Source organism: Bradyrhizobium sp. 14AA (assembly GCF_054185205.1).
In genome coordinates this window covers 84,255-104,983 of sequence record NZ_JAVAYM010000008.1, presented here as the reverse complement: position 1 = coordinate 104,983, position 20,729 = coordinate 84,255, and the positions used below count along the sequence as shown (strand labels likewise).

Here is a 20,729-nt window from a genome sequence, read left to right as displayed (position 1 = left end):
TGCGCACGGTGGTGGGCACGCTCCGCTTTGCCCACCCTACGATATCGAATACTAGGCAGGCAGCCTCTTCAGCTCGCCTTCCGGTGTCGCGCCGTCGATCGGTGCGTCTTCTTCGCCGCCCGCTGCCGTCCGGTCGCCCGCCGCGCATGGGACTTCGCCGCCGTCTTCTTCCCGCCGCCGCGTCCCTTCAGGCTCTGCTTCAGCGCATCCATCAGGCTGACGACGTTGCTCGGCCGTTCCTCCGGCTCCGGCAGCTCGATCTTCTTGCCGCTCGCCTTGCGCTTCACCAATGCCTTCAGCGCGGTCTCGTACTCGTCCTTGAACTTGCCGGGATCGAAATGCGCCGCCTTGGTATGCAGGATGTGGCCGGCAAGCTCGACCATGTCCCTGGTGATCTTCGGGCTCTTGATGTCGTCGAAGAACTGGTCTTCGTCGCGCAGCTCGTAAGGGTAGCGCAGCGTCGTACCGAGCAGGCCCTTGCCGAGCGGCTCGATCGCCATGATGTGCTCGCGGTTGGTGAGCACGATCCTGGCGAGCGCCACGCGCTCCTGGTCCTTCATGGCGTCACGGATCACCGCGAAGGCGTCGATCGCGGCCTTGCCGTCGGGCGCGATGTAATAGGGGTGGTTGAGATAGCGCTGGTCGATTTCCTCGCTCGGCACGAAGCTTTCTATGTCGATGGTGTGGTTGCTCTCGATCTGGACCGCATCGAGCTCTTCCGGTTCGATCTCGACATATTTGCCCTTGCGCAACTCGTAGCCGCGCCCCTTCTGGTCGCTCTCGACCACGTCGCCGGTCTCGGAATCGATCATCTGTTGCTTGAGCCGGTTCCCGGTCTCGCGGTTGATCAGATGAAACCGCGTCTTCTCGGCCGCTGTGGTCGCGGGATAGAGCACGACCGGGCAGCTGACCAGCGACAGTTTCAACGTTCCTTTCCAATAGGCACGCGGGGCCATTCCATTCTCCAGCGTTTTCAAGACGTTTTGGAACCCCAACCTCGCGATCGGGTTTTGGTTCCGGATGGGACTTTGGCCGTGTTAGGCTTCCAACGCGATTAGAGAATGCGGGACCGGTCGTGCTGCGAAAACTCTTGACCTATCGACAGAAGCGGGATTTCGAAATCACGCCGGAGCCGTCGGGAAAGACGGAAGTGGCGCCGTCGAAGCAGCGGCGTTTCGTGATCCAGAAGCATGATGCCACCCGGCTACACTACGACTTCCGCCTCGAATTCGACGGCGTCTTCAAGTCCTGGGCGGTAACGAAGGGTCCTTCGCTCGATCCGCACGACAAGCGCTTGGCGGTCGAGGTCGAGGACCACCCGCTCGACTACGGCGATTTCGAAGGCACGATTCCGGAAGGGCAATATGGCGGCGGCACGGTGATGCTGTGGGATCGCGGTACCTGGGAATCGGAAGATCCGGAAGCCGGCTTCAAGAGAGGCGATCTGAAGTTCACCCTGCATGGTGACAAGCTACATGGAAGCTGGGTGCTGGTGCGAATGCGCAACGACCGCACCGGCGGCAAGCGCACCAACTGGCTGCTGATCAAGCATCGCGACGACTATGCCAGCGAGAGGGAGGACGTTCTCAGCGAGGACAAATCGGTCGCCTCCGGCCGCGCGATGGATCAGATCGCCGAAGGCAAGGGCCGCGCACCAAAACCCTTCATGTTGGCGAAGGGCGCCAAGACCAAGGCCGATGCGGTCTGGCAGTCCAACCGCGCGGAGGAGACGAAAGGGCGCACCGTCAAGCCGGCGCCGCGCGCAGCGTTGAAAGGCAGCGCGACTGCAAAGAGCAGGGTCACGAAGAAGAAGGCAACGACGGCGACGAAGGCCAGCAAGGTTTCTGAAATGCCGGACTTCGTGGCGCCGCAGCTCTGCACGCCGGTCGAGCGCCCGCCGGGCGGGGACGGTTGGTGCCATGAGATCAAGTTCGACGGCTATCGTGTGCAGCTGCGCGTCGAGAACGGCGAGGCGACGCTGAAAACGCGCAAGGGTCTCGACTGGACTGAGAAGTTCGCGAGTATCGCGAAGGAGGCAGTGTCGCTGCCGGACGTGATGATCGACGGAGAGATCGTCGCGCTCGACCACAACGGGGCGCCGAATTTCTCCTCGCTCCAGGCAGCGCTGTCGGACGGCAAGACCGAAGATTTGATCTTCTTCGCCTTCGACTTGCTGTTCGCCGAGGGCCTCGACTATCGCCGCCTGCCGCTCCGCGAGCGCAAGGAACGGCTGAATGCGTTGCTGAAGGCGCGCAAGAAGACGAGCCAAGTCCGCTATGTCGAGCATTTCGAGAGCGGCGGCGATGCGGTGCTGCAATCGGCCTGCAAGCTCGAGCTCGAAGGCGTGGTCTCGAAGAAGCTCGATGCGCCGTACCGGTCGGGGCGCACCGAGAGTTGGACCAAGGCAAAGTGCCGCGCGGGCCATGAGGTCGTGATCGGCGGCTGGAAGACCACCAACGGCAAATTCCGCTCGCTGATGGCCGGCGTGCATCGCGGCGATCATCTCGCCTTCGTCGGCATGGTCGGCACCGGATTTGGCGCCGACAAGGTCAAGCGCATCATGCCGTCCCTGAAGGCCATGGAGGCCAAGGAAAGCCCCTTCGGCGGCAAGAACGCTCCGAAGAAGACCCGCGACGTGCACTGGCTGAAGCCGGAGCTCGTCGCCGAGATCGAGTTCGCAGGCTTCACCGCCGACGGCAATATCCGCCAGGCCGCCTTCAAGGGCCTGCGACAGGACAAGCCGGCCGAGGAGGTCGAGGCGGAGACGCCGGCGGCTACCAGGCTGGCCGAGCCGTCGCCTAGGACGCGCGCCAAGCCGAAGGCCGCCAAGCGGAAGGACGCAGGCACGGCCGAAGTGATGGGCGTCGTCATCTCGAAGCCGGACAAGGCGCTGTGGCCGGATGGCGGTGACGGCGTGACGAAACTCGATCTCGCCCGCTATTTCGAGGCGATCGGTGCCTGGATGATCGGGCATATCAAGGGCCGTCCCTGCTCGATCCTGCGCGCGCCTGACGGCATCGGCGGCGAGAAGTTCTTCCAGCGTCATGCCATGCAGGGCACGTCGAACCTGCTCGAACTCGCCAAGGTCTCCGGCGATCGCAAGCCTTACTTGCAGATCGACCGCGTCGAGGGGCTTGCCGCGGTCGCGCAGATCGGCGGCGTCGAGCTGCATCCCTGGAATTGCGCGCCTGATGCCTATGACACGCCGGGCCGGCTGGTGTTCGATCTCGACCCGGCACCGGATGTCGATTTCGCCGATGTCGTCGAGGCGGCCAAGGAGATGCGGCAACGCCTCACTGACGTCGGCATGGAGAGCTTTTGCAAGACCACCGGCGGCAAGGGCCTGCACGTGGTGGTGCCGCTGCTCTGCGGTGCACGCGACAAGGTGAGCTGGAAGGAAGCCAAGGCGTTCGCGCAAGGCATCTGCCAGTGGATGGCCGACGACGATCCCGAGCGTTACCTGCTCAACATGTCCAAGAAGCTGCGCAACGGGAAGATCTTTCTCGACTATCTGCGCAACGATCGCATGTCGACGGCGGTCGCTCCGCTGTCGCCGCGTGCGCGGGATGGCGCCACCGTGTCGATGCCGTTGACCTGGGCGCAGGTGAAGAGTGATCTCGATCCGAAGCGGTACACCGTGCGGACGGTGCCGGGCCTTTTGCCGCGATCGAAGGCGTGGGAGGACTATGACGATGCGGCGGCGTCGATCAAGGCTGCGATGAAGAAACTTGCGGGGAAAATGAAGTAGGGTGGGTTAGCCGAAGGCGTAACCCACCTCTTTGGTTTCCGCAAACACAGAAGTGGTGGGTTACGCTCGCGGAGCGCGCGTCGCGCGACCGCGCGCTAACCCACCCTACGCAGTTGTGCTTGCTAGATCCGTCCCAGTAGCAACAAGATCAGCAGGATGACGATGACGAGCCCGAGGCCGCCGCCGCCGTAATAGCCGGTGCCGTAGAACGGACCGCCGCCGATGCCGCTGAAGCCGCCGAGCAGGGCGATGACCAGAATGATCAAAATGATCGTACCGATTGACATGCGAATCTCCTCAGCCCTTTGTTGAAAGGGTCGTTGCACCTGTCCCGTTGTGCGAGGGCAACTTGCCGCAGGTTTTAAAGTTCCGGTTTTGAAACGGGGCGACAAGTCCCAGTTGCATGGAACCTTTGCCCGTCCGACCGGCATGATTATGTGAGGACCAACCAACACGGGGCAGGACCATGTCAGCACCGCTTGTCGTTTCCATTCCGCATCGTCTCGGCCGCGAGGAGGCGGTGCGCCGGCTGAAGACCGGACTCGGACGTGCCGCGGCCAGCATTCCCGTGATGCAGGTCGAGGAGGAGCGCTGGAGCGGCGACAGCATGAATTTCCGGATCCGCGCGCTCGGGCAGATCGCGACGGGGCAGGTCGACGTTGCCGACGATCATGTCAAGGTGGAGGTGGTGCTGCCCTGGCTGTTGCAGCGCTTTGCCGAGATGGCGCAGGCCACCATCCGCAAGCGCGGGCAATTGCTGCTGACCAAGGACGGGAAATAGCTCTCAGGCGCGCACGCGCTGACGCGCCGGCCTGACGGCGCCTGCTATGCTTGCCTCGATGACCGCAGCAGGAAAATCACGGAAAGCCTGTGCCAGCGGCCATTCGTTGCCCGCAAGGCCGGGCGCGGTGTAGCCGGTGATATCGACGGTTGCGTCGAAGCTCTCCAGCGCCGGCCATTCCCGGCCCGCCTGGGTGAACGGTGCAAATTGGCGTCCGACCACGACGATTGCTGCGGTCCGGCCATGGCGGCGGGCAAAGGCAACGACATGGTCGGAATGCGCGCCCCGCACGTCCAGCGGCCGGTAGTCGCCCAGCGCGAAGACGTCGGCAAGCTCATTGCGGAGCTTGAGAAGGTGTCGCGTCCACGCCAGCTTGAGCTGGCCATCCGGCCAGGACGTCGTCAGGCCGTTCCAATCCGGACTGTCGAGCGCGTCCAGCGCCGCTTGCCGCGTGGTAAAATCGACGGGGCGGCGATTGTCGGGATCGACCAGCGAGAGGTCCCAGAATTCGGTGCCCTGGTAGAAGTCGGGAACGCCCGGCAACGTTGCCTTGAGCGTGAGTTGACTCAGCGCGTTCAGCGCGCCGAGCAGCGCGACGCGGCGTGCCAGGGTTTGCAGCGCGTCCAAAAATTCGCCGGACAGCGCGGGATCGAGGATCTTTGCGATGAAGCTCTGGACGCCGTTCTCATACGCTTCGTGCGGATTGAGCCAGCTCGTCTCTTCCTTGCCCTCGCGCGCGGCCTTCAGCGCATAGGCCTGGATGCGCTCGACGAAGCCGGCATCGAGCGGCCCCTGGAGCGGCCAAACCCCGAGCAAGGTCTGGTAGAGCATGTATTCGAACGTGGCCGAGGGCGCGCGCAGATTGCCGCTGAGTGCGAGGTGCGGCGCGTTCAGCACCTTCCAGCGCGCCACCGCACTGGTCCATTCGCCGGTGATCTCGCTGAGCGCTGCGATGCGCGTGCGGGCGTCCTCGCCGCGCTTGGTGTCGTGGGTCGCCGTCGCCGTCATCCCTTGCGGCCACTCCTTGGCCCGGGCCTGCATGGCCTCGTGGAAGGCGGGAATGGTGAGGCCGCGGCTTGCGGGGTCGCCGCCGACCTCGTTCAGCGCGAGCAGCCGGTGGAATTGATAGAACGCGGTGTCCTCCAGCGACTTCGCCATCACCGGTCCGGTGAACTGCTGCACTTTCAGCGCGAAGCGGCGCACGCGCGGGACGCTGTGCGGAGGACGTCCGGGCTTGAGCAGGTCCATGGTGAGCGCGTCGCGCAGGAAGTCGAAAATGCCTTCGTCCGCGGCGAACCATTCCGCGCGGGCGCGCGCGATGGTGTCGTCGATCAGCTTGCGGTCGTGTGCCGTCGGCGCGCTCGTCGTCAGGTAGGTGCGGTACACCGGAAAATGCAGCACATAGAGCTCGAGCGCCTGCCGCAGGCTGTCGGCGGAGAAATCGCGCGTCGAATAGTGACCGTTGGCGATGCGCGCGAGCAGGCGCGTCAGCACCGTGAATTCGCTTGTGAGCAGCGTCTCCAGCACGCGCCGCTTGGCGTCCTTGACATACGGTGCGAGCCGCGGCGGCCGGTTGCTGATCTGCCGCCAGGTCTCGTCCAGCGCCTCCAGTCCCCTGGCATCGCCCAGAACCTGGGTGATGACGTTCATCCACTCATAGCCGGTGGTGCCCTGAACGCCGGCGAAGTGCGGCAGGCGTTCGTGCTCGCACAGGATCTTCTCGATCACCGTATAGAACGGTTTTGTGTTGCCTTGCGCGTCGCGCACCAGCCGGCGCAGCCGCTGGCAATATTGTGCGGGATCACGCAGGCCGTCGATGTGATCGAGGCGGATGCCGTGCAGCCTGCCGTCGGCGACGAGCTGCTTCACCAGCCGGTGCGTCGCCGCAAATGTGCCGGGATCCTCGACGCGCAGGCCTGCGAGCCCGTTGACGTCGAAGAAGCGGCGATAATTGATGTCGCTGGAAGCGAGTCGCCAGTGCCCGAGCTTGTAGTGCTGGCGCTCCAGCAGATGATGCAGCGCCAGCGTCTGTGCGGGACGATCTTTTGCCGCACGATAGGCAGCGAGGCCGCGCTCGATGATGCCGGCGCTGCCGGCGATCTCCTTGAGCTCGGCCTTGAAGGCGGGGGCTTCCTTGCGGTTGGGGCGACGCAATCCCGTGTAGCGTGCCGCGAGCGACAGCAGGTGCTTGCCGGCCTCGGTCTCGGCGGCGTCCGCCTCCTTCACGGCCATGCGCAGCATTTCGCCGTAGCGCTCGGGCGCGACGGGCAGGCGATGCTCGAAGTACCAGGCGGAAAAGCTGCCTTCGTCGGGATCGTAGCGCAGCTCGATCTCGCCGCGCTCCAGCGCCTCGCCATAGGGCGCGCCGAGGATCGGAAGCAGCACGCCGCCGCGGGCGCGGTAGGCCAGTTGATCCCAGTCGATGTCGAAGGAAACCGCATGCGGTGAGGCCTGGCCCCACTCCAGCACGTCGAGCCACCAGGGATTGTCGGCAAAATGCACGCCGACATGGTTCGGCACGAAATCGATGATGAGACCGATATCGTGCTCGGTCAGCGCCTCATTCAGCCGGGCAAAGCCGGCCTCGCCGCCAAGCTCGGGATTGAACTGGCTGTGATCGACGGTGTCGTAGCCATGCGTCGAGCCCTTGCGCGCCTTCATCACCGGCGAGGCATAGAGATGCGTGATCCCGAGCGACTTGAGATAAGGCACGACCGCCGCGGCCTTGTCGAAGTCGAAATCCGCGGTGAGCTGAAGCCGGTAAGTCGCAACGGGAATGGCGGGAGGCATGCTAACCTCCGAGGCGCCAGACCACCGACCAGGGCGAAAGCCGGCCGCCGGTCTCGCGGCCCCAGATCAGCGTGCCCGCAGCGTCGCTGGAATGCGCGACGTCATTGTCCGAGAGATTGGCGGTCAGGCGCAGAATCATGCCGTCTCCCATCCGCCATAGCGCGGTGAGCAGGCCGCTGTCAGCCGCCTCGGCCTTGCCGAAGGTCGCGCCTTTCAGGCGGGGCATGATGTCCTTGCGGCGACGCGTGAGCAGGTCGCGCACCAGCGCGAGTCTGGTATCCTGCGCGGGCGTGCGGCCGGACCAGTCGAGTACGGCCGATTGCAGCGTTCCGGGATCGAGCGGGTCGGGCACCTCGTCGCCGTATTTCTCGTAAGCCCAGGCATATTCCTGCTTGCGCCCCTTGCGCACGGCATCGGCAAGCCGGCCCTGGAAATCGCAGAAGAAGGGGAAAGGCACGGTCGAGCCCCATTCCTCGCCCTGAAACAGCATCGGCACCATCGGGGCGAGCAGCGTTACGGCGAGTGCGGCCTCGATCTGCTGCGGCGATGCCAGGCTTTCGAGCCGGTCGCCCAGCGGACGGTTGCCGATCTGATCGTGGTTCTGGAGAAAATTGACGAAGGTCGCGGGCGGCAGCTCGCCGCTCGGCTCGCCGCGCGGCTTCTTGCCCCAGAACTCCGAAATCTCGCCCTGATAGACGAAGCCGGAGGCGAGCGCGCGTGCCAGGTCCATGCGCGGCGTCTGGTAGTCGCCATAGTAGCCCGCGAGCTCACCGGTCAGCATCACGTGCCAGACGTGGTGATAGTCGTCGTTCCACTGCGCGCGATATCTGCCGTTCGGCGGCTCCTGCGCGGCATCGAGCAGGCTGGCGCGATTGTCGCCGTTCTCCAGCACGAGATGGATGTGGCGTCCCGTTGCCTTGGCGAGCTCGCCCGCGGCGACGCTGAGGTCCTGCAGCATCGATTGCTCGCCGGGAATCGCCATGATGTGGTTGGCGGCGTCGAGCCTCAGGCCGTCGAAGCGGTAGTCGCCGAGCCAGGACAGCGCGTTCTCGACCGCGAACGCGCGCACCTGCGGCACGCGATAATCGATCGCGCTGCCCCAGGGCGTGTGCGCGTCGGTGAAGAAGGCTGGCGCATAACGGCCGAGGTAATTCCCTTCGGGGCCGAAATGATTGTAGACGACGTCGAGAAACACCATCAGCCCGCGCAGATGGGCCTCGTCGATCAGCGTCTTCAGGTCTTCGGGCCGGCCATAGGCGCTGTCGGGCGCGTACCACAGCACGCCGTCATAGCCCCAGCCGCGGCGCCCCGCGAAATCGGCCAGCGGCATCAATTCCAGCGCGGTGATTCCGGTCGCTGCGAGATGATCGAGCTTGTCGATCATGGCGCGATAGGTGCCCTCGGCAGTGAAGGTGCCGACATGGGTTTCGATCAGCACGGTCTCTTCCCAGGGACGGCCGCGCCAATTGCGCGCGCGCCAGGCGAAGGCGTCGTGATCGATCACCTCGCTCGGGCCGAACACGTCATCGGGCTGGAAGGCCGAGGCCGGATCGGGCACGTCGATCTCGTCGTCGATCCTGAACTTGTAGGGACTGCCGGCGGGCAGGCCGAAAATTTCCGCGACGTACCAGCCGTCCTGCCGGCGTTGCATCGCATGTCTTCGGTCGAGCAGGAGGTCGACACGGCGCGCGGCGGGCGCCCACAGGCGGAACGACACCCCATCCTTCGTCGGCTTCGCCCCGAAGGATGGCCTCATAGCGCCCCCGCGAAGGCGAGCACGGAGCGCGGCGGTGCCTTGCTGTCGCTTCCGGGCGGGAAGTCGACCGTGTTCAGCTTGGCATCGGTCGTGTTCAGGATCTGCTGCCAGCTGTTGTATTCGGTCATTTTGGGCAATTTGAATGCGATCTCTTCGGGGGCGGCGTTCAGTACGATAAAGATCGCAGCCCCGCCCGGTTCCATCGGTCCCATCACATAGGAGAGAAACCGCCCATCCGGGAATGTCCAGTCGTTCTCCGTCATCTCGTTGCCTTCAGGCGTCAGCCACAGCGCGCCGTAGGAGAGGCCATCCGCAGGCCCTCCGTCGAGCCAGCGATGGCTGCGAAGCTGCGAGAACCTTCGGCGGATGTCGGCGAGACCTGAGACGAAATCGACCATGTCGTCGCCTTCCTTGCCGAGATTGTCCCAGCCGATCCAACCGATCTCGTTGTCCTGGCAATAGGCGTTGTTGTTGCCGGATTGCGAGTTGCCGACCTCGTCGCCGGCGAGAAGCAGCGGAACGCCCTGCGCCAGCATCAGGCAGGCCAGCACGTTCTTGCGAAGCTGACGGCGCAGGCTGATGATTTGCGGATCGTCGCTCGGCCCCTCGACACCGCAATTGTTGCTGTGGTTGTCGTTGGAGCCGTCGCGATTGTCTTCGCCGTTGGCCTCGTTGTGCTTCTCGTTGTAGCTGAAGAGGTCGGCGAGCGTGAAGCCGTCGTGGACGGTGATGTGGTTGATGCTGGCGCGCGGTCGCCGTCCGTCGTGGTTGAACAAATCGGAGGACGCCGTCATGCGGCTGGAGATGTCGCCGATCAGGCTGCCTTCACCACTCCAGTAGCGGCGCATGGCGCTGCGATAGCGGTCGTTCCATTCCGACCATTGCGACGGGAATGCGCCGACCTGGTAGCCGCCGAGGCCGAGATCCCAGGGCTCGGCGACGAGCTTGACGCTCGCCAGTACCGGATCCTGCCGGATCGCGGTCAGGAACGAGATGCCGCGATCAAAGCCGTTCGGGCCGCGCGCCAGCGTGGTGGCGAGGTCGAAGCGGAAGCCGTCGACGTGGCAGACCTCGACCCAGTAGCGCAAGGAATCCATCACCATCTGCAGCACGCGCGGATGGGTCAGGTTCACCGACGAGCCGCAGCCGGTGAAGTCGTCGTAGTAGCGCGGGTTCTCGCGGTTCAGCCAGTAATAGGAGGCGTTGTCGATGCCGCGGTAGCACAGCGTCGGGCCGAGGTGATTGCCTTCGGCTGTGTGGTTGTAGACGACGTCGAGCATCACTTCGATGCCGGCATCGTGCAGGCGTGCGACCGTGGTACGGAAGGAATCGAGCGCGTTGTCCTGGGCATAGCGCGGCTCGGGCGCGAAGAACGACAGCGAGTTGTAACCCCAATAATTGGCGAGCTTCTTCTCCACCAATATGCGGTCATCGACGAAGCTGTGGATCGGCAGCAGTTCGACCGTGGTGACGCCGAGCTTCTTCAAATGCTCGATCATCGCCGGCGAGGACAGGCCACCGTAGGTGCCGCGCAGGTTGGGCGGCACGTCGTCGCGCTTCTGCGTCAGGCCCTTGACGTGGGCCTCGTAGATGATCGTGTCTTCCCAGGGGATGTTCGGGCGGATCTCGCGACGCCCCCAGTTGAAGGTCTCGTCGACCACGACGGCCTTGGGCATGCCGCGCGCGTTGTCGCGCCGGTCGAAGGAGAGATCCTCGCGCGGGCTTCCGGTGCGATAGGCGAAATGCGCATCGCTCCAGACCAGCCGCCCGGCGAGCCGTTTGGCATAGGGGTCGAGCAGCAGCTTGTTGGCGTTGAAGCGGTGGCCTTGCTCGGGCTCGTAGGGGCCGTGCACCCGGAAGCCGTAGAGCTGGCCGGGCGAGACGTCGTTGAGATAGCCGTGCCAGACGTCCTCGGTTCTTTCAGGTAGCTCGACGCGTTCCAGTTCGCGGCGTCCTTGCATGTCGAACAGGCAGAGCTCGACCTTATGCGCGTTGGCGGAGAACAGCGCGAAATTGGTGCCGCGTCCGTCCCAGCTTGCGCCGAGGCGTGCGGGCGATCCAGCAGTCAGGCGCATCGGTCAGCTTTCCGGAACGAGAAAGATCGCGGCGAGCGGCGGAATGGTGAGGCGTAGCTCGGGCGTCTTGCCGTCAACGGCATGAACCTCACCGATGTTCCCGACGTCGCTGCCGCCGTAATGGGCGGAGTCCGAATTGAGAACTTCCTTCCACTTGCCGGCAAAGGGTACGCGAACGCGATAGTTGCGATAGACGTTGGGTGAGAAATTGACGATCACCAGGCAGCGTGCACGCTCGTCAAATCCCTTGCGCAGCCAGGCGAACACGTTGCGGTTGGCGTCGTCCGTGATCAGCCACTCGAAACCGGCCTGGTCGCAATCCATCTGGTGCAGCGCCGGCACCGCGCGATAGAGCCGGTTGAGGTCGCGGATCAGGGACTGGACGCCGGAATGGACCTTGTATTCGAGCAGGTGCCAGTCGAGCGACTGGTCGTGATTCCATTCGCGGCTCTGCGCGATTTCTCCGCCCATGAACAGCAGTTTCTTGCCGGGGTGACCGAACATGAAGCTGTAATAGGCGCGCAGATTCGCAAAGCGCTGCCACTCGTCGCCGGGCATGCGGCCGAGGATCGAGCGCTTGCCGTGCACGACCTCGTCATGCGACAGCGGCAGGATGAAGTTTTCCGAGAACGCGTAGTGCAGGCCGAACAGGATCTCGCCGTGATGGTGCTTGCGGTGAACAGGATCCTTGCTGATGTAGTTCAGCGTGTCGTGCATCCATCCCATGTTCCACTTGTAGCCGAAGCCGAGTCCGCCGAATTCGACCGGGCGTGAGACCTGCGGCCAGGCGGTGGATTCTTCGGCAGCCGTGGTCGCCTGTGGGAAGCGGGCGAAGACCTCGGTGTTGAAGCGGCGCAGGAAGTTGATCGCCTCGATGTTCTCGCGGCCGCCATACTGGTTCGGGATCCAGGCCCCGGGCGGCCGGCTGTAGTCGAGATAGAGCATGGACGCCACGGCATCGACGCGCAGCCCGTCGATCGCGTAGCGCTCCATCCAGAACAGCGCGTTCGACACCAGGAAGTTCGTCACTTCGGTGCGGCCGTAATTGTAGATCAGCGTGCCCCAGTCGAGATGGCGGCCCTGCAGCGGGTTGGCGTGCTCGTACAGCGCCGTGCCGTCAAAGCTGCCGAGCCCGTGCGGGTCGTCGGGGAAGTGACCGGGCACCCAGTCGAGCAGCACGCCGATGCCTTCGCGATGGCAGGCATCGATCAGCGCGGCGAAATCCTCAGGGCTCCCGAAACGGCTGGTCGGCGCGTAGAGGCCGGTCGGCTGATAGCCCCATGAGCCGTCGAACGGATGCTCGCTCACCGGCAGGAATTCGAGATGGGTGAAGCCCATGTCGCGGGCATAGGCCGGCAGCTGCTCGGCGAGTTCGCGATAGGTCAGCCATTCATCGCCGTTCTTGCGCCGCCACGAGCCGAGATGAACCTCGTAGATCGACATCGGTGCCGACAGCGCGTTGATGCCGTCCGGCGCCGGGCGAGGGCGCGGCAGATGCGCCTCGTCGAACACGATGGACGCCGTCTTCGGCCGTACCTCGCTCGCAAACGCCAGCGGATCGGACTTCAGCGGGAGCAGATGGCCATGCGGGCCGACGATCTCGAACTTGTAGTGATCCCCTCGCTTCGCATGCGGAATGAACAATTCCCAATATCCGGCACCGCGCACCCGCATCGGATGGCGCCGCCCGTCCCAGAAATTGAAATCGCCGACCACGGAGGCGCGCCGCGCGTTCGGTGCCAGCATCACGAAGCCGATACCGTCGATGCCGTCGAGCGTCATCGGATGCGCGCCGAGCTTGTCGTAGAGGCGCTGATGGGTGCCTTCGCCGAGCAGATAGAGGTCGAAATCGGTCAGGATCGGCGGAAAGCGATAGGCGTCCTCGAACTCGACGACGTCGTTGCCGAATTTCGCGCGCAGCTGGTAGTGCTTCGAGCCGTTCGGCAGGGCGCCGATGAACAGGCCGGAATCGTGGACGCGGTCGAGCGCAGCCACTTCGCCATGTTCGCCGATCGCCTCGACATTGGAGGCCTCGGGCAGGAAGGCGCGCACCACGCTCTTGCCGCCCTCGGGATGCAGCCCGAGATAGTGGAAGGGGTCGGAGTGGCGGCCCTCGATGATCGCATAGGCCTCGGCAGGAAGTTTAGGCATGGGCTTCGCTCTCGGCACTGGACAGAATGCGAAGCAGTCCGGTCAGCGGCGCATGGAGCCCCTCGGGCCGGTGGGACAGCTCGTACTCTACTTCGTCGAACGCTTGATCAAGCAGGAAAAACCTTAACAGGCCTGCCGCAGATTGCGGATCTTCCGGCCAGAGCCGCCGATCGGACATGGCTTCGCGATAGGCTGTGAGGAACGTTGCGGTGGCTCGCTCGCGCCATTCGTCGAGCGCTGCCGTCAGCCGGCCCTGCTCGTCGGCGCCGCCCGAGAGCGCCCGGTTGAGCGCCGCGTTAACCGAAAGATCAATCGAGCGGAGCAGGCCGGCGACATCGCGCGCGGCAGGCAGCTTGCGCCGCTTGTCGGCCAGCGGCAGACGCGGATCGCCGTCGAGGTCGATGATGAAGATGTCGTCCTTCACGATCAGAGTTTGCCCGAGGCGGAAGTCGCCATGATGACGGATGTTCAGCCCGCCGATCCCGGAAGGCAATAGTGCATTCAGGTGGTCGGGCAGGGTTGCGCGCAGCGCGGTGAGCCGGTCGACCAGCGGCCGGTCCGCCTCCCGCAGCCCGTCCCGGCTATCGGCCAGCCGCTGGAGAACCCGCTCGGCACGCGCCCTGAGGTCGGAAACCCCGTGCTCGACGTGTGCGGCGCTGATCGGCTCCGGGGCGAGATCGTCCGGCTTGGCCGCGGCCAGAGCGACATGCAGCTCGGCGAGCCGCCGGCCGATCTGCGCGATGAAATGCAAATACGGTGCCTGCTCCTGGGTCCCGCGGGGCGTTTCGCCGGCCGACAGGACGCGCTGCTCGTCGATGTAGCGGTCGAGGTAGCCCGTGGTCACCGCCCAGCCGTCGCCCTGGTTCTCGACATAGGCGTGCAGCACGCCGAGCGCGCTGCGCCGGTTGCCCTCGACCAGCTCGACGCTGCCGAGCAGCGCCGGTGTATTGGCGAAGCGGGCGATTTCGGTGAGGTAGTTGCCGATCTCGATCTCGGGACTGATGCCGCTTTCGAGCTGGCGATAGATCTTGGCGACGTACTGATTGTCGACCAGCGCGGTGCTGTTCGACTGCTCGACCGCGCGGATTCGCTCGGGCTCCTTGATGGGGTAGTCGGCGAAGCGGCTGGTGGCCTTGAACTCGAGCCGCAGATTGTTCTCTTCCACCACCAGGTTCTGCGACAGGTTGCGCAGGAACAGGCCGATGAAAATCTGGTCGGTCGCGACGTCGAGCAGCGTGCCTTCGCGCGCACCCTGACGCACGGCGGCGAGCGCCTTCGGGTTGAAGCGTTCGCGATCGAAGCGCACCCATTCGATCTGCATCGGCAGCACGAAGCGCGCGGCGACGTCCTGCTGCGCCGTCTCGAAGAACGCGATCCACGGCCTGTTGTCGCCGATGTCGCAGAACGGCACCGCCGAGGTCAGCGTGGCTTCGATGTGCTTGGGATTGTGCTCGGGATACCAGCGTGTCCGCGACAGGAAGCCCGGCAGCACGTCGCGTTCGAACACGCCGCGCTCGCGCGCGAGCGACACCCAGTTCGAATTGACCGGCACCACCAGCGTCTCGAATTCCGGCACCGCGCGCGGTGTCACCGGCTCGGACTTGTCGCGCTCGGTGAGCTGGAACCAGTAGAAGCCGTAGGGCCCGAGCGTGATCATGTAGGGCAGTTCGCCGATCGGCGGAAAACGCGTGCGGCCGAGCATCTCCTGCGGGATGCGGTCCTTCCAGGGCGACAGGTCGAGCTCGGTCGCTTGCGCCGCGCGCGAGAGATTGGCGACGCACAGGATCACCTCGTCGCGGTATTGCCGGACATAGGCCAGCACGGCGCGGTTGGCCGGGCGGATGAAGGTCATGGTGCCGCGGCCGAAGGCCAGCGTCGACTTGCGCACCGAGATCAGGCGCTTGGTGGCGCTGAGCAGCGAGGACAGGCTGCGCGACTGCGCCTCCACGTTCACGGATTCGTAGCCGTAGACGGGGTCCATGATCAGCGGCGCGTAGAGACGGGCCGGGTCGCAGCGCGAGAAGCCGCCGTTGCGGTCCGGGCTCCACTGCATCGGCGTGCGGACGCCGTTGCGGTCGCCGAGATAGATGTTGTCGCCCATGCCGATCTCGTCGCCGTAATAGATGATCGGCGTGCCCGGGAAGGACAGCAGCAGCGAGTTCATCAGCTCGATCTTGCGGCGGTCATTGTCCATCAGCGGCGCGAGGCGCCGGCGGATGCCGACGTTGATGCGCGCGCGGGGATCGTTGGCGTAGGTGGTCCAGAGATAGTCGCGCTCGACGTCGGTGACCATTTCGAGCGTCAGCTCGTCATGATTGCGCAGGAACAGCGCCCACTGGCAGCTCGCCGGGATGTCCGGCGTCTGGCGCAGGATGTCGGTGATCGGGAAGCGGTCCTCCTGCGCGATCGCCATGTAGATGCGCGGCATCAGCGGGAAGTGATAGGCCATGTGGCACTCGTCGCCACGGCCGAAATATTCCTGCACGTCCTCCGGCCATTGATTGGCCTCGGCCAGCAGCAGCTTGCCCTTGGAATAGGAATCCAGCTCCTGGCGCAGCCGCTTGATGATCGCATGCGTCTCGGGAAGGTTCTCGTTCGAGGTGCCCTCGCGTTCGCAGAGATAGGGAATCGCGTCGAGCCGGAAGCCGTCGACGCCGGCATCGAGCCAGCGCTTCATCACCTGGATGAGTGCGCTGACCACGCGCGGATTGTCGAAATTCAGATCCGGCTGGTGCGAGAAGAAACGGTGCCAGTAGAAGGCGCCGGCCTCGTGGTCCCAGGTCCAGTTCGACTTCTCCGTGTCGGTGAAGATGATTCGCGTGCCCTGGTACTTCTGGTCGGTGTCGCTCCAGACATACCAGTTGCGGGCGCTGGAGCCCGGATGGCTGCGCCGCGCGCGCTTGAACCATTTGTGCTGGTCCGAGGTGTGGTTGACGACGAGCTCGGTGATGACGCGCAGGCCGCGCTTCTGCGCTTCCTGGATGAAGCGCTTGAAGTCCTTCATCGTCCCGAAATCGGGATTGACCGAGCCGTAGTCGGCGATGTCGTAGCCGTCGTCGCGGCCGGGCGAGGGGTAGAACGGCAGCAGCCACAGCGCGGTGACGCCGAGCTCCTGCAGATAGGGCAGCTTCTCGGTCAGGCCGGCGAAATCGCCGATGCCGTCATGGTTGCTGTCGGCAAAGGCCTTGACGTGAAGCTGGTAGATAATGGCGTCCTTGTACCAGAGCTCATCCACGATCTCGGCAGCCTCAGCTTTCTTGGTGTCGACGGAAGACAGAACGTTCATGGCGTGACCCCCTACGCCAGGCAGCGGAACAAGAGCGCCGGATCGCAGTCGGGATCGATACGCAACCTGATCCCGCCCCATTCGACGCGGGACTGCTCGCCGGTGATGAGGTTTTCGAGCGTGGTGACATGGTGTGGCTGCCCGCCGGCGTCAACCGTGACGTCGCCGAGCGGCAGCCAGAATTCGCGCGCATGGCGCGAGAGCGCGATCACGACCACGACCGTGTTGGCGGGATCGACAGCCTCCTTGATGAAGGCGATCGTCTCGCCGTCTTCGATGCCGAGGAAACGCAAGTTCGCGGTTTGCTGAAGCGCCGGGTTTTCGTTGCGGATGCGATTGAGCTCGGTGATGTCAGGCTTGATGCTGCCGGGCTTGTTCCAGTCGCGCTGCCTGATCTGGTATTTCTCGGAATCAAGATATTCCTCATGGCCGGGGATTGCCTGGTGCTCCAGCAGTTCGAATCCGCTGTAGATGCCGAAGCTGCCCGATAGTGTCGCCGCCAGTGCAACGCGCGACTTGAACGCCCACGGCTCGTCGCTCTGGAGATGATAGGGCAGCAGGTCGGGCGTGCTCACGAACAAGTTCGGGCGATAAAAGTCCCGCTCTGGGTAGCGCGTGAGTTCGCCGAGATATTGCTCCAGCTCCCACCTCGAGGTGCGCCAGGGGAAATAGGTGAAGGATTGCGCAAAGCCGAGCTTGGCGAGGCCCTTCATCAGCTTCGGACGGGTGAAGGTTTTTGAGAACAGGATCACCTCGGGGTGCCGGCGGCGGATGTCGCTGATCAGCCACTCCCAGAACGCAAGCGGCGCGGTGTCGTGATTGTCGATGGCGAAAATGGTGACACCATGATCGATCCAGAACAGCATGGCATCGCGGAACGCGTTCCACAGCCCGACCCTGTCGACGGAGTTGAAATCGGGGATGACGATGTCCGAATAGGGGCCATCCGCCGTCCGCACCGAGCGGTCCGGCCGCCACTTGAACCATTCCGGATGCTGCGTCAGCCAGGGATGGTCCGGCGAACACTGCACGGCGAAGTCGAGCGCGAGTTCAAGGCCGTACTCCAGGCAGGTTGCGACCAGCGCCCGAAAGTCCTCGATGGTGCCGAGTTCGGGATGCAGCGCATCGTGTCCGCCCTCGGCGGCGCCGATCGCATAGGGCGAGCCAGGATCGCCGTCGCTTGCCACCGGCGCGTTGTTGCGGCCCTTGCGGCGGGTGTGGCCGATCGGGTGGACCGGCGTGAAGTAGAGCACGTCAAAGCCCATCGCGGCGATGTCGGGCACGCGCGCGATGCAGTCGCGGAGCGTGCCGTGCTGGTCGGCGATCGGGCTCTGGCTGCGTGGCATCATCTGATACCAGGCACCAAAGCGCGCCTTGTCGCGGTCGATGATGAGCGGGAAGGGAGCCGAGCGCGTCAGGTCGGGCCGCGACTGGCTCTCGGCCATGGCTTTGCCCAGCTCGGTTGCCAGCAGCGAAGCGACGTCGCCGTTCCTCAGATAATCCTCGCATTGCCTGACGATGACGGCCGCGGCGTCCTGCCGCGCGCCGTGCGCCTTGGTCAGCAGGCCGGCGCCCTCGATCGCATCGAGGCTGACATCGGCGCCTGAGCGCTGCTTGCGCGCGACGCCGTGCGACCAGGTGGCGAATTCGTCGGTCCACGCTTCGATGGCGTAGACATATTGGCCCGGCTCGACGGGGGTGAACGCGCCGCACCAGCGGTCATTGCCGTGATGGATCATCGGCTCGCTCTGCCAGTCCCGGTCCTGCTCGCGGCGCCAGATCAGCGCGGCACCGACCACGGCGTCGCCGTCGCGATAGACGTCGGCCCAGACCTCGACCCGTTCGCCCGCGATCCGCTTCACGGCGAAACGGCCGCCGTCGATCGAGGGATAGACGTCCTCGACGAGGAAAGCGCTGCCGGCTGCGGCACTCTCGACAGTTTGAATTGTCTTGTTCACGGTGATGCCATTGACAAGAAAGCAGGAGCCCGTTTCCCTTGTCGGGAACCTACGCTTGGTACCACTATAGAAAGCCGCTTGTGTGTCATTGGTTCCCCTGGGAACAGCAGGCGCGGTTTGCGAGTTACCCTTGACTAACCTCTTCCGCGACCTCGTTAAAATCGATGCCCCCGGCCAAACAATGGCCTGCAAGCTGCGTGCCGAATGGATCTTTTAGCTCAAGCCCGGATCAAGGGCGTTCAGTCCGAATTCGTCGATGCCCTCGGAAAGCTGCGGGTCACCGACCCCGTGGCCCTCAAGTCTATCCTCGATGCCCTGCCGGAGAAACGGGTCTACCGCTTCGTCAGCGGGCCGGTCGTGGTTCGGGCGCTGGGACATCCGCGCACCGAATTGGTGACAACAGGCGCCCCGCCCCTGCAATGGAAATTGACCGCAAACGGCGATGTGATCGCGCAAGGCGCGACGCGCGAACCCGTGATCGCCTGGCCCGCCGGCCTGCCGCTTGGTTATCACCGTTTGACCCTGACTGATGCCGAAGGTGTGACGGAAGAGGTGCCGATGATCGTGGCGCCCGAGCGCGCCTTCGGCGGCGATTTCGACCGCGGCTGGCTGCTCGCCGTGCAGCTCTACAGCGTCCGTTCGGACCGCAACTGGGGCATCGGCGATTTCACCGACCTGGCCGGCCTTGTCCGGCTCGCCAAGCAGCTCGGGGCCGACGGCGTCGGCCTCAATCCGCTGCATGTGTTGTTCGACGACCACCCGGCCGATTGCAGCCCGTACTCGCCGAACAGCCGGCTGTTCCTCAACCCGCTCTATATCGACGTCGAGGCGATTCCCGAATTCTCGCCGGATCTCGTGCCCGACGCAGCCGCGACCGCCGCGCGGCTGCGCGAGGGCGACCGTGTGCCCTATGCCGACACGGCGGCGCTGAAATGGCTGGGCCTGCGCGCTGCCTATAACAGCTTCGTGACAAGCGCGAGCGAGGCGCGCCGCAAGGAGTTCGACGCATTCCGCGCGGCGCGCGCGCCGCTGTTGTCACGCTTTGCCTGTTTCGAGGTGCTGCGCCATCGCTTCACCGGGCCCTGGTGGGAATGGCCGGTGGAATGGCAGCAGCCGGATGCGACCAAATGCGCCGGGCTGCGCAATGGCCCCGATAAGCGCGAGGTCGAGTTCGTCGAATTCGTGCAATGGACGGCTGACAGCCAGCTGCATGCCGCCAAGGAACTCGCCGGCCAACTCGGCATGCGGGTCGGGCTCTATCTCGACGTCGCCGTCGGTGTGCAGTCCAACGGCTTCGATGCCTGGAACGAGCAGACGGCGATTTCCCGCCATCTCGCCGTCGGCGCGCCGCCCGACGTGCTCAACACCATCGGCCAGGACTGGGGCCTCGCCGGCTTCAACGCCGGCGGCCTCGAAGCCCAGTCCTTCGTGCCGTTCGCCGACATGCTGGCGGCGTCGATGCGCCATGCCGGCGCCATCAGGCTCGATCATGTGCTCGGCCTGAAGCGGCTTTATCTCGTGCCACGCGGCTTCAAGCCGGACAACGGCGCCTATGTGCAGATGCCGTTCGAGGCGCTGCTTGCGGCGGTGGCGCGGGAGAGCGCGGCCAATAAATGCATCGTGATCGGCGAGGACCTCGGCACCGTGCCGGAAGGTTTTCGCGAGACCATGCAGGATTTCGGCATCTGGTCCTATCTCGTCATGATGTTCGAGCGCGACGATGGCGGCCATTTCCGCAATATCGACCACTACCGGCCCAATGCGCTGGTTACGCTGAACACGCATGATCTGTCGACCTATGCCGGCTGGCGATCCTTCAGCGACCTCAAGATGAAGCGCTCGCTCGGGCTCGATCCCGGCGAGGACGACCAGGCGCGCTGGGACGCGCTCGGCAGGCTCGACGAGATTTTGCAGCAGAACGGCATCAACGCCAACGACCTCTATTCCGTGCTCGCCTTCCTGTCGCGCACGCCGTCCCGGCTGCTCGCGGTGTCCATGGAGGATCTGCTCGGCGTGATCGACCAGCCCAACATTCCCGGCACGATCGACGAGCATCCGAACTGGCGCCAGCGCCTTCCGGTCGCGCTCGACAAGATCGCGGGCAAGGTCGACCTCGCGGCCTTGAAGGCCGCGACGCGGGAACGTTCGCTGCCCGGCGGGAGTTAATCGCCGGGGCCTCCCGGG

At 64.7% G+C, this 20,729-nt stretch carries 11 protein-coding genes; 3 read left to right on the top strand and 8 right to left on the bottom strand.

All coding sequences use genetic code 11. The features are described from left to right. Nucleotides 1–68 precede the first annotated feature (68 nt). Entirely contained in the window at nt 69–956 is an 888-nt protein-coding gene (gene ku / locus RAD15_RS16685) for a non-homologous end joining protein Ku (RefSeq protein WP_458179226.1), read from the bottom strand. 119 nt (nt 957–1,075) lie between these two features. On the opposite strand from ku, the gene ligD reads away from it, so the two are divergent. Continuing rightward, entirely contained in the window at nt 1,076–3,748 is a 2,673-nt protein-coding gene (gene ligD, locus RAD15_RS16680; protein ID WP_458179225.1) for a DNA ligase D, read from the top strand. Between the two features lie 122 nt (nt 3,749–3,870). On the opposite strand, the gene RAD15_RS16675 is transcribed toward ligD, so the two are convergent. Then, complete coding sequence (locus RAD15_RS16675) at nt 3,871–4,035, bottom strand: DUF3309 family protein (RefSeq protein WP_007595743.1); 165 nt, start codon at nt 4,033–4,035, stop codon at nt 3,871–3,873. 179 nt (nt 4,036–4,214) lie between these two features. Here RAD15_RS16675 and RAD15_RS16670 point away from each other — a divergent pair, with 179 nt between their 5' ends. Further along, nucleotides 4,215–4,529 carry a polyhydroxyalkanoic acid system family protein gene (locus tag RAD15_RS16670; protein ID WP_458179224.1) on the top strand — a complete coding sequence of 105 codons (315 nt, stop codon included), beginning with the start codon at nt 4,215–4,217 and terminating at the stop codon, nt 4,527–4,529. A 3-nt stretch (nt 4,530–4,532) separates the two neighbouring features. On the opposite strand, the gene treY is transcribed toward RAD15_RS16670, so the two are convergent. From treY to RAD15_RS16640, 6 genes are read right to left on the bottom strand one after another with little or no spacing between them, the layout of a single operon-like run. After that, a complete protein-coding gene (gene treY / locus RAD15_RS16665) occupies nt 4,533–7,319 on the bottom strand; it encodes a malto-oligosyltrehalose synthase (RefSeq protein WP_458179223.1) in 2,787 nt (928 codons plus the stop codon). A gap of 1 nt (nt 7,320) precedes the next feature. Beyond that, nucleotides 7,321–9,075, bottom strand: a complete 1,755-nt coding sequence (gene treZ, locus RAD15_RS16660) for a malto-oligosyltrehalose trehalohydrolase (RefSeq protein ID WP_458179222.1) — start codon at nt 9,073–9,075, stop codon at nt 7,321–7,323. Then, a complete protein-coding gene (glgX, locus tag RAD15_RS16655; RefSeq protein WP_458179221.1) occupies nt 9,072–11,150 on the bottom strand; it encodes a glycogen debranching protein GlgX in 2,079 nt (692 codons plus the stop codon). Before glgX ends, treZ begins: the two co-directional genes overlap by 4 nt. A 3-nt stretch (nt 11,151–11,153) precedes the next feature. Beyond that, the gene (gene glgB, locus RAD15_RS16650) at nt 11,154–13,301 is read right to left on the bottom strand and encodes a 1,4-alpha-glucan branching protein GlgB (RefSeq protein ID WP_458179220.1); all 2,148 of its coding nucleotides are present in this window, start codon (nt 13,299–13,301) and stop codon (nt 11,154–11,156) included. Further along, entirely contained in the window at nt 13,294–16,587 is a 3,294-nt protein-coding gene (gene treS / locus RAD15_RS16645) for a maltose alpha-D-glucosyltransferase (RefSeq protein WP_458179219.1), read from the bottom strand. The genes glgB and treS overlap by 8 nt, the downstream gene beginning before the upstream one ends. An 11-nt stretch (nt 16,588–16,598) precedes the next feature. Continuing rightward, nucleotides 16,599–18,545, bottom strand: a complete 1,947-nt coding sequence (locus tag RAD15_RS16640; RefSeq protein ID WP_458179218.1) for a maltotransferase domain-containing protein — start codon at nt 18,543–18,545, stop codon at nt 16,599–16,601. A gap of 204 nt (nt 18,546–18,749) precedes the next feature. On the opposite strand from RAD15_RS16640, the gene malQ reads away from it, so the two are divergent. Further along, nucleotides 18,750–20,711: a 4-alpha-glucanotransferase gene (gene malQ / locus RAD15_RS16635; protein ID WP_458179217.1), complete on the top strand. Its 1,962-nt coding sequence runs from the start codon at nt 18,750–18,752 to the stop codon at nt 20,709–20,711. Nucleotides 20,712–20,729: the final 18 nt, after the last annotated feature.

What these genes read in the sequence shown, in the direction of transcription:
- ku (WP_458179226.1), bottom strand. Translation starts at nt 956, where the DNA reads ATGGCCCCGCGTGCCTATTGGAAAGGAACGTTGAAACTGTCGCTGGTC.
- RAD15_RS16675 (WP_007595743.1), bottom strand. Translation starts at nt 4,035, where the DNA reads ATGTCAATCGGTACGATCATTTTGATCATTCTGGTCATCGCCCTGCTC.
- RAD15_RS16670 (WP_458179224.1), top strand. Translation starts at nt 4,215, where the DNA reads ATGTCAGCACCGCTTGTCGTTTCCATTCCGCATCGTCTCGGCCGCGAG.
- treY (WP_458179223.1), bottom strand. Translation starts at nt 7,319, where the DNA reads ATGCCTCCCGCCATTCCCGTTGCGACTTACCGGCTTCAGCTCACCGCG.
- treZ (WP_458179222.1), bottom strand. Translation starts at nt 9,075, where the DNA reads ATGAGGCCATCCTTCGGGGCGAAGCCGACGAAGGATGGGGTGTCGTTC.
- glgX (WP_458179221.1), bottom strand. Translation starts at nt 11,150, where the DNA reads ATGCGCCTGACTGCTGGATCGCCCGCACGCCTCGGCGCAAGCTGGGAC.
- glgB (WP_458179220.1), bottom strand. Translation starts at nt 13,301, where the DNA reads ATGCCTAAACTTCCTGCCGAGGCCTATGCGATCATCGAGGGCCGCCAC.
- treS (WP_458179219.1), bottom strand. Translation starts at nt 16,587, where the DNA reads ATGAACGTTCTGTCTTCCGTCGACACCAAGAAAGCTGAGGCTGCCGAG.
- malQ (WP_458179217.1), top strand. Translation starts at nt 18,750, where the DNA reads ATGGATCTTTTAGCTCAAGCCCGGATCAAGGGCGTTCAGTCCGAATTC.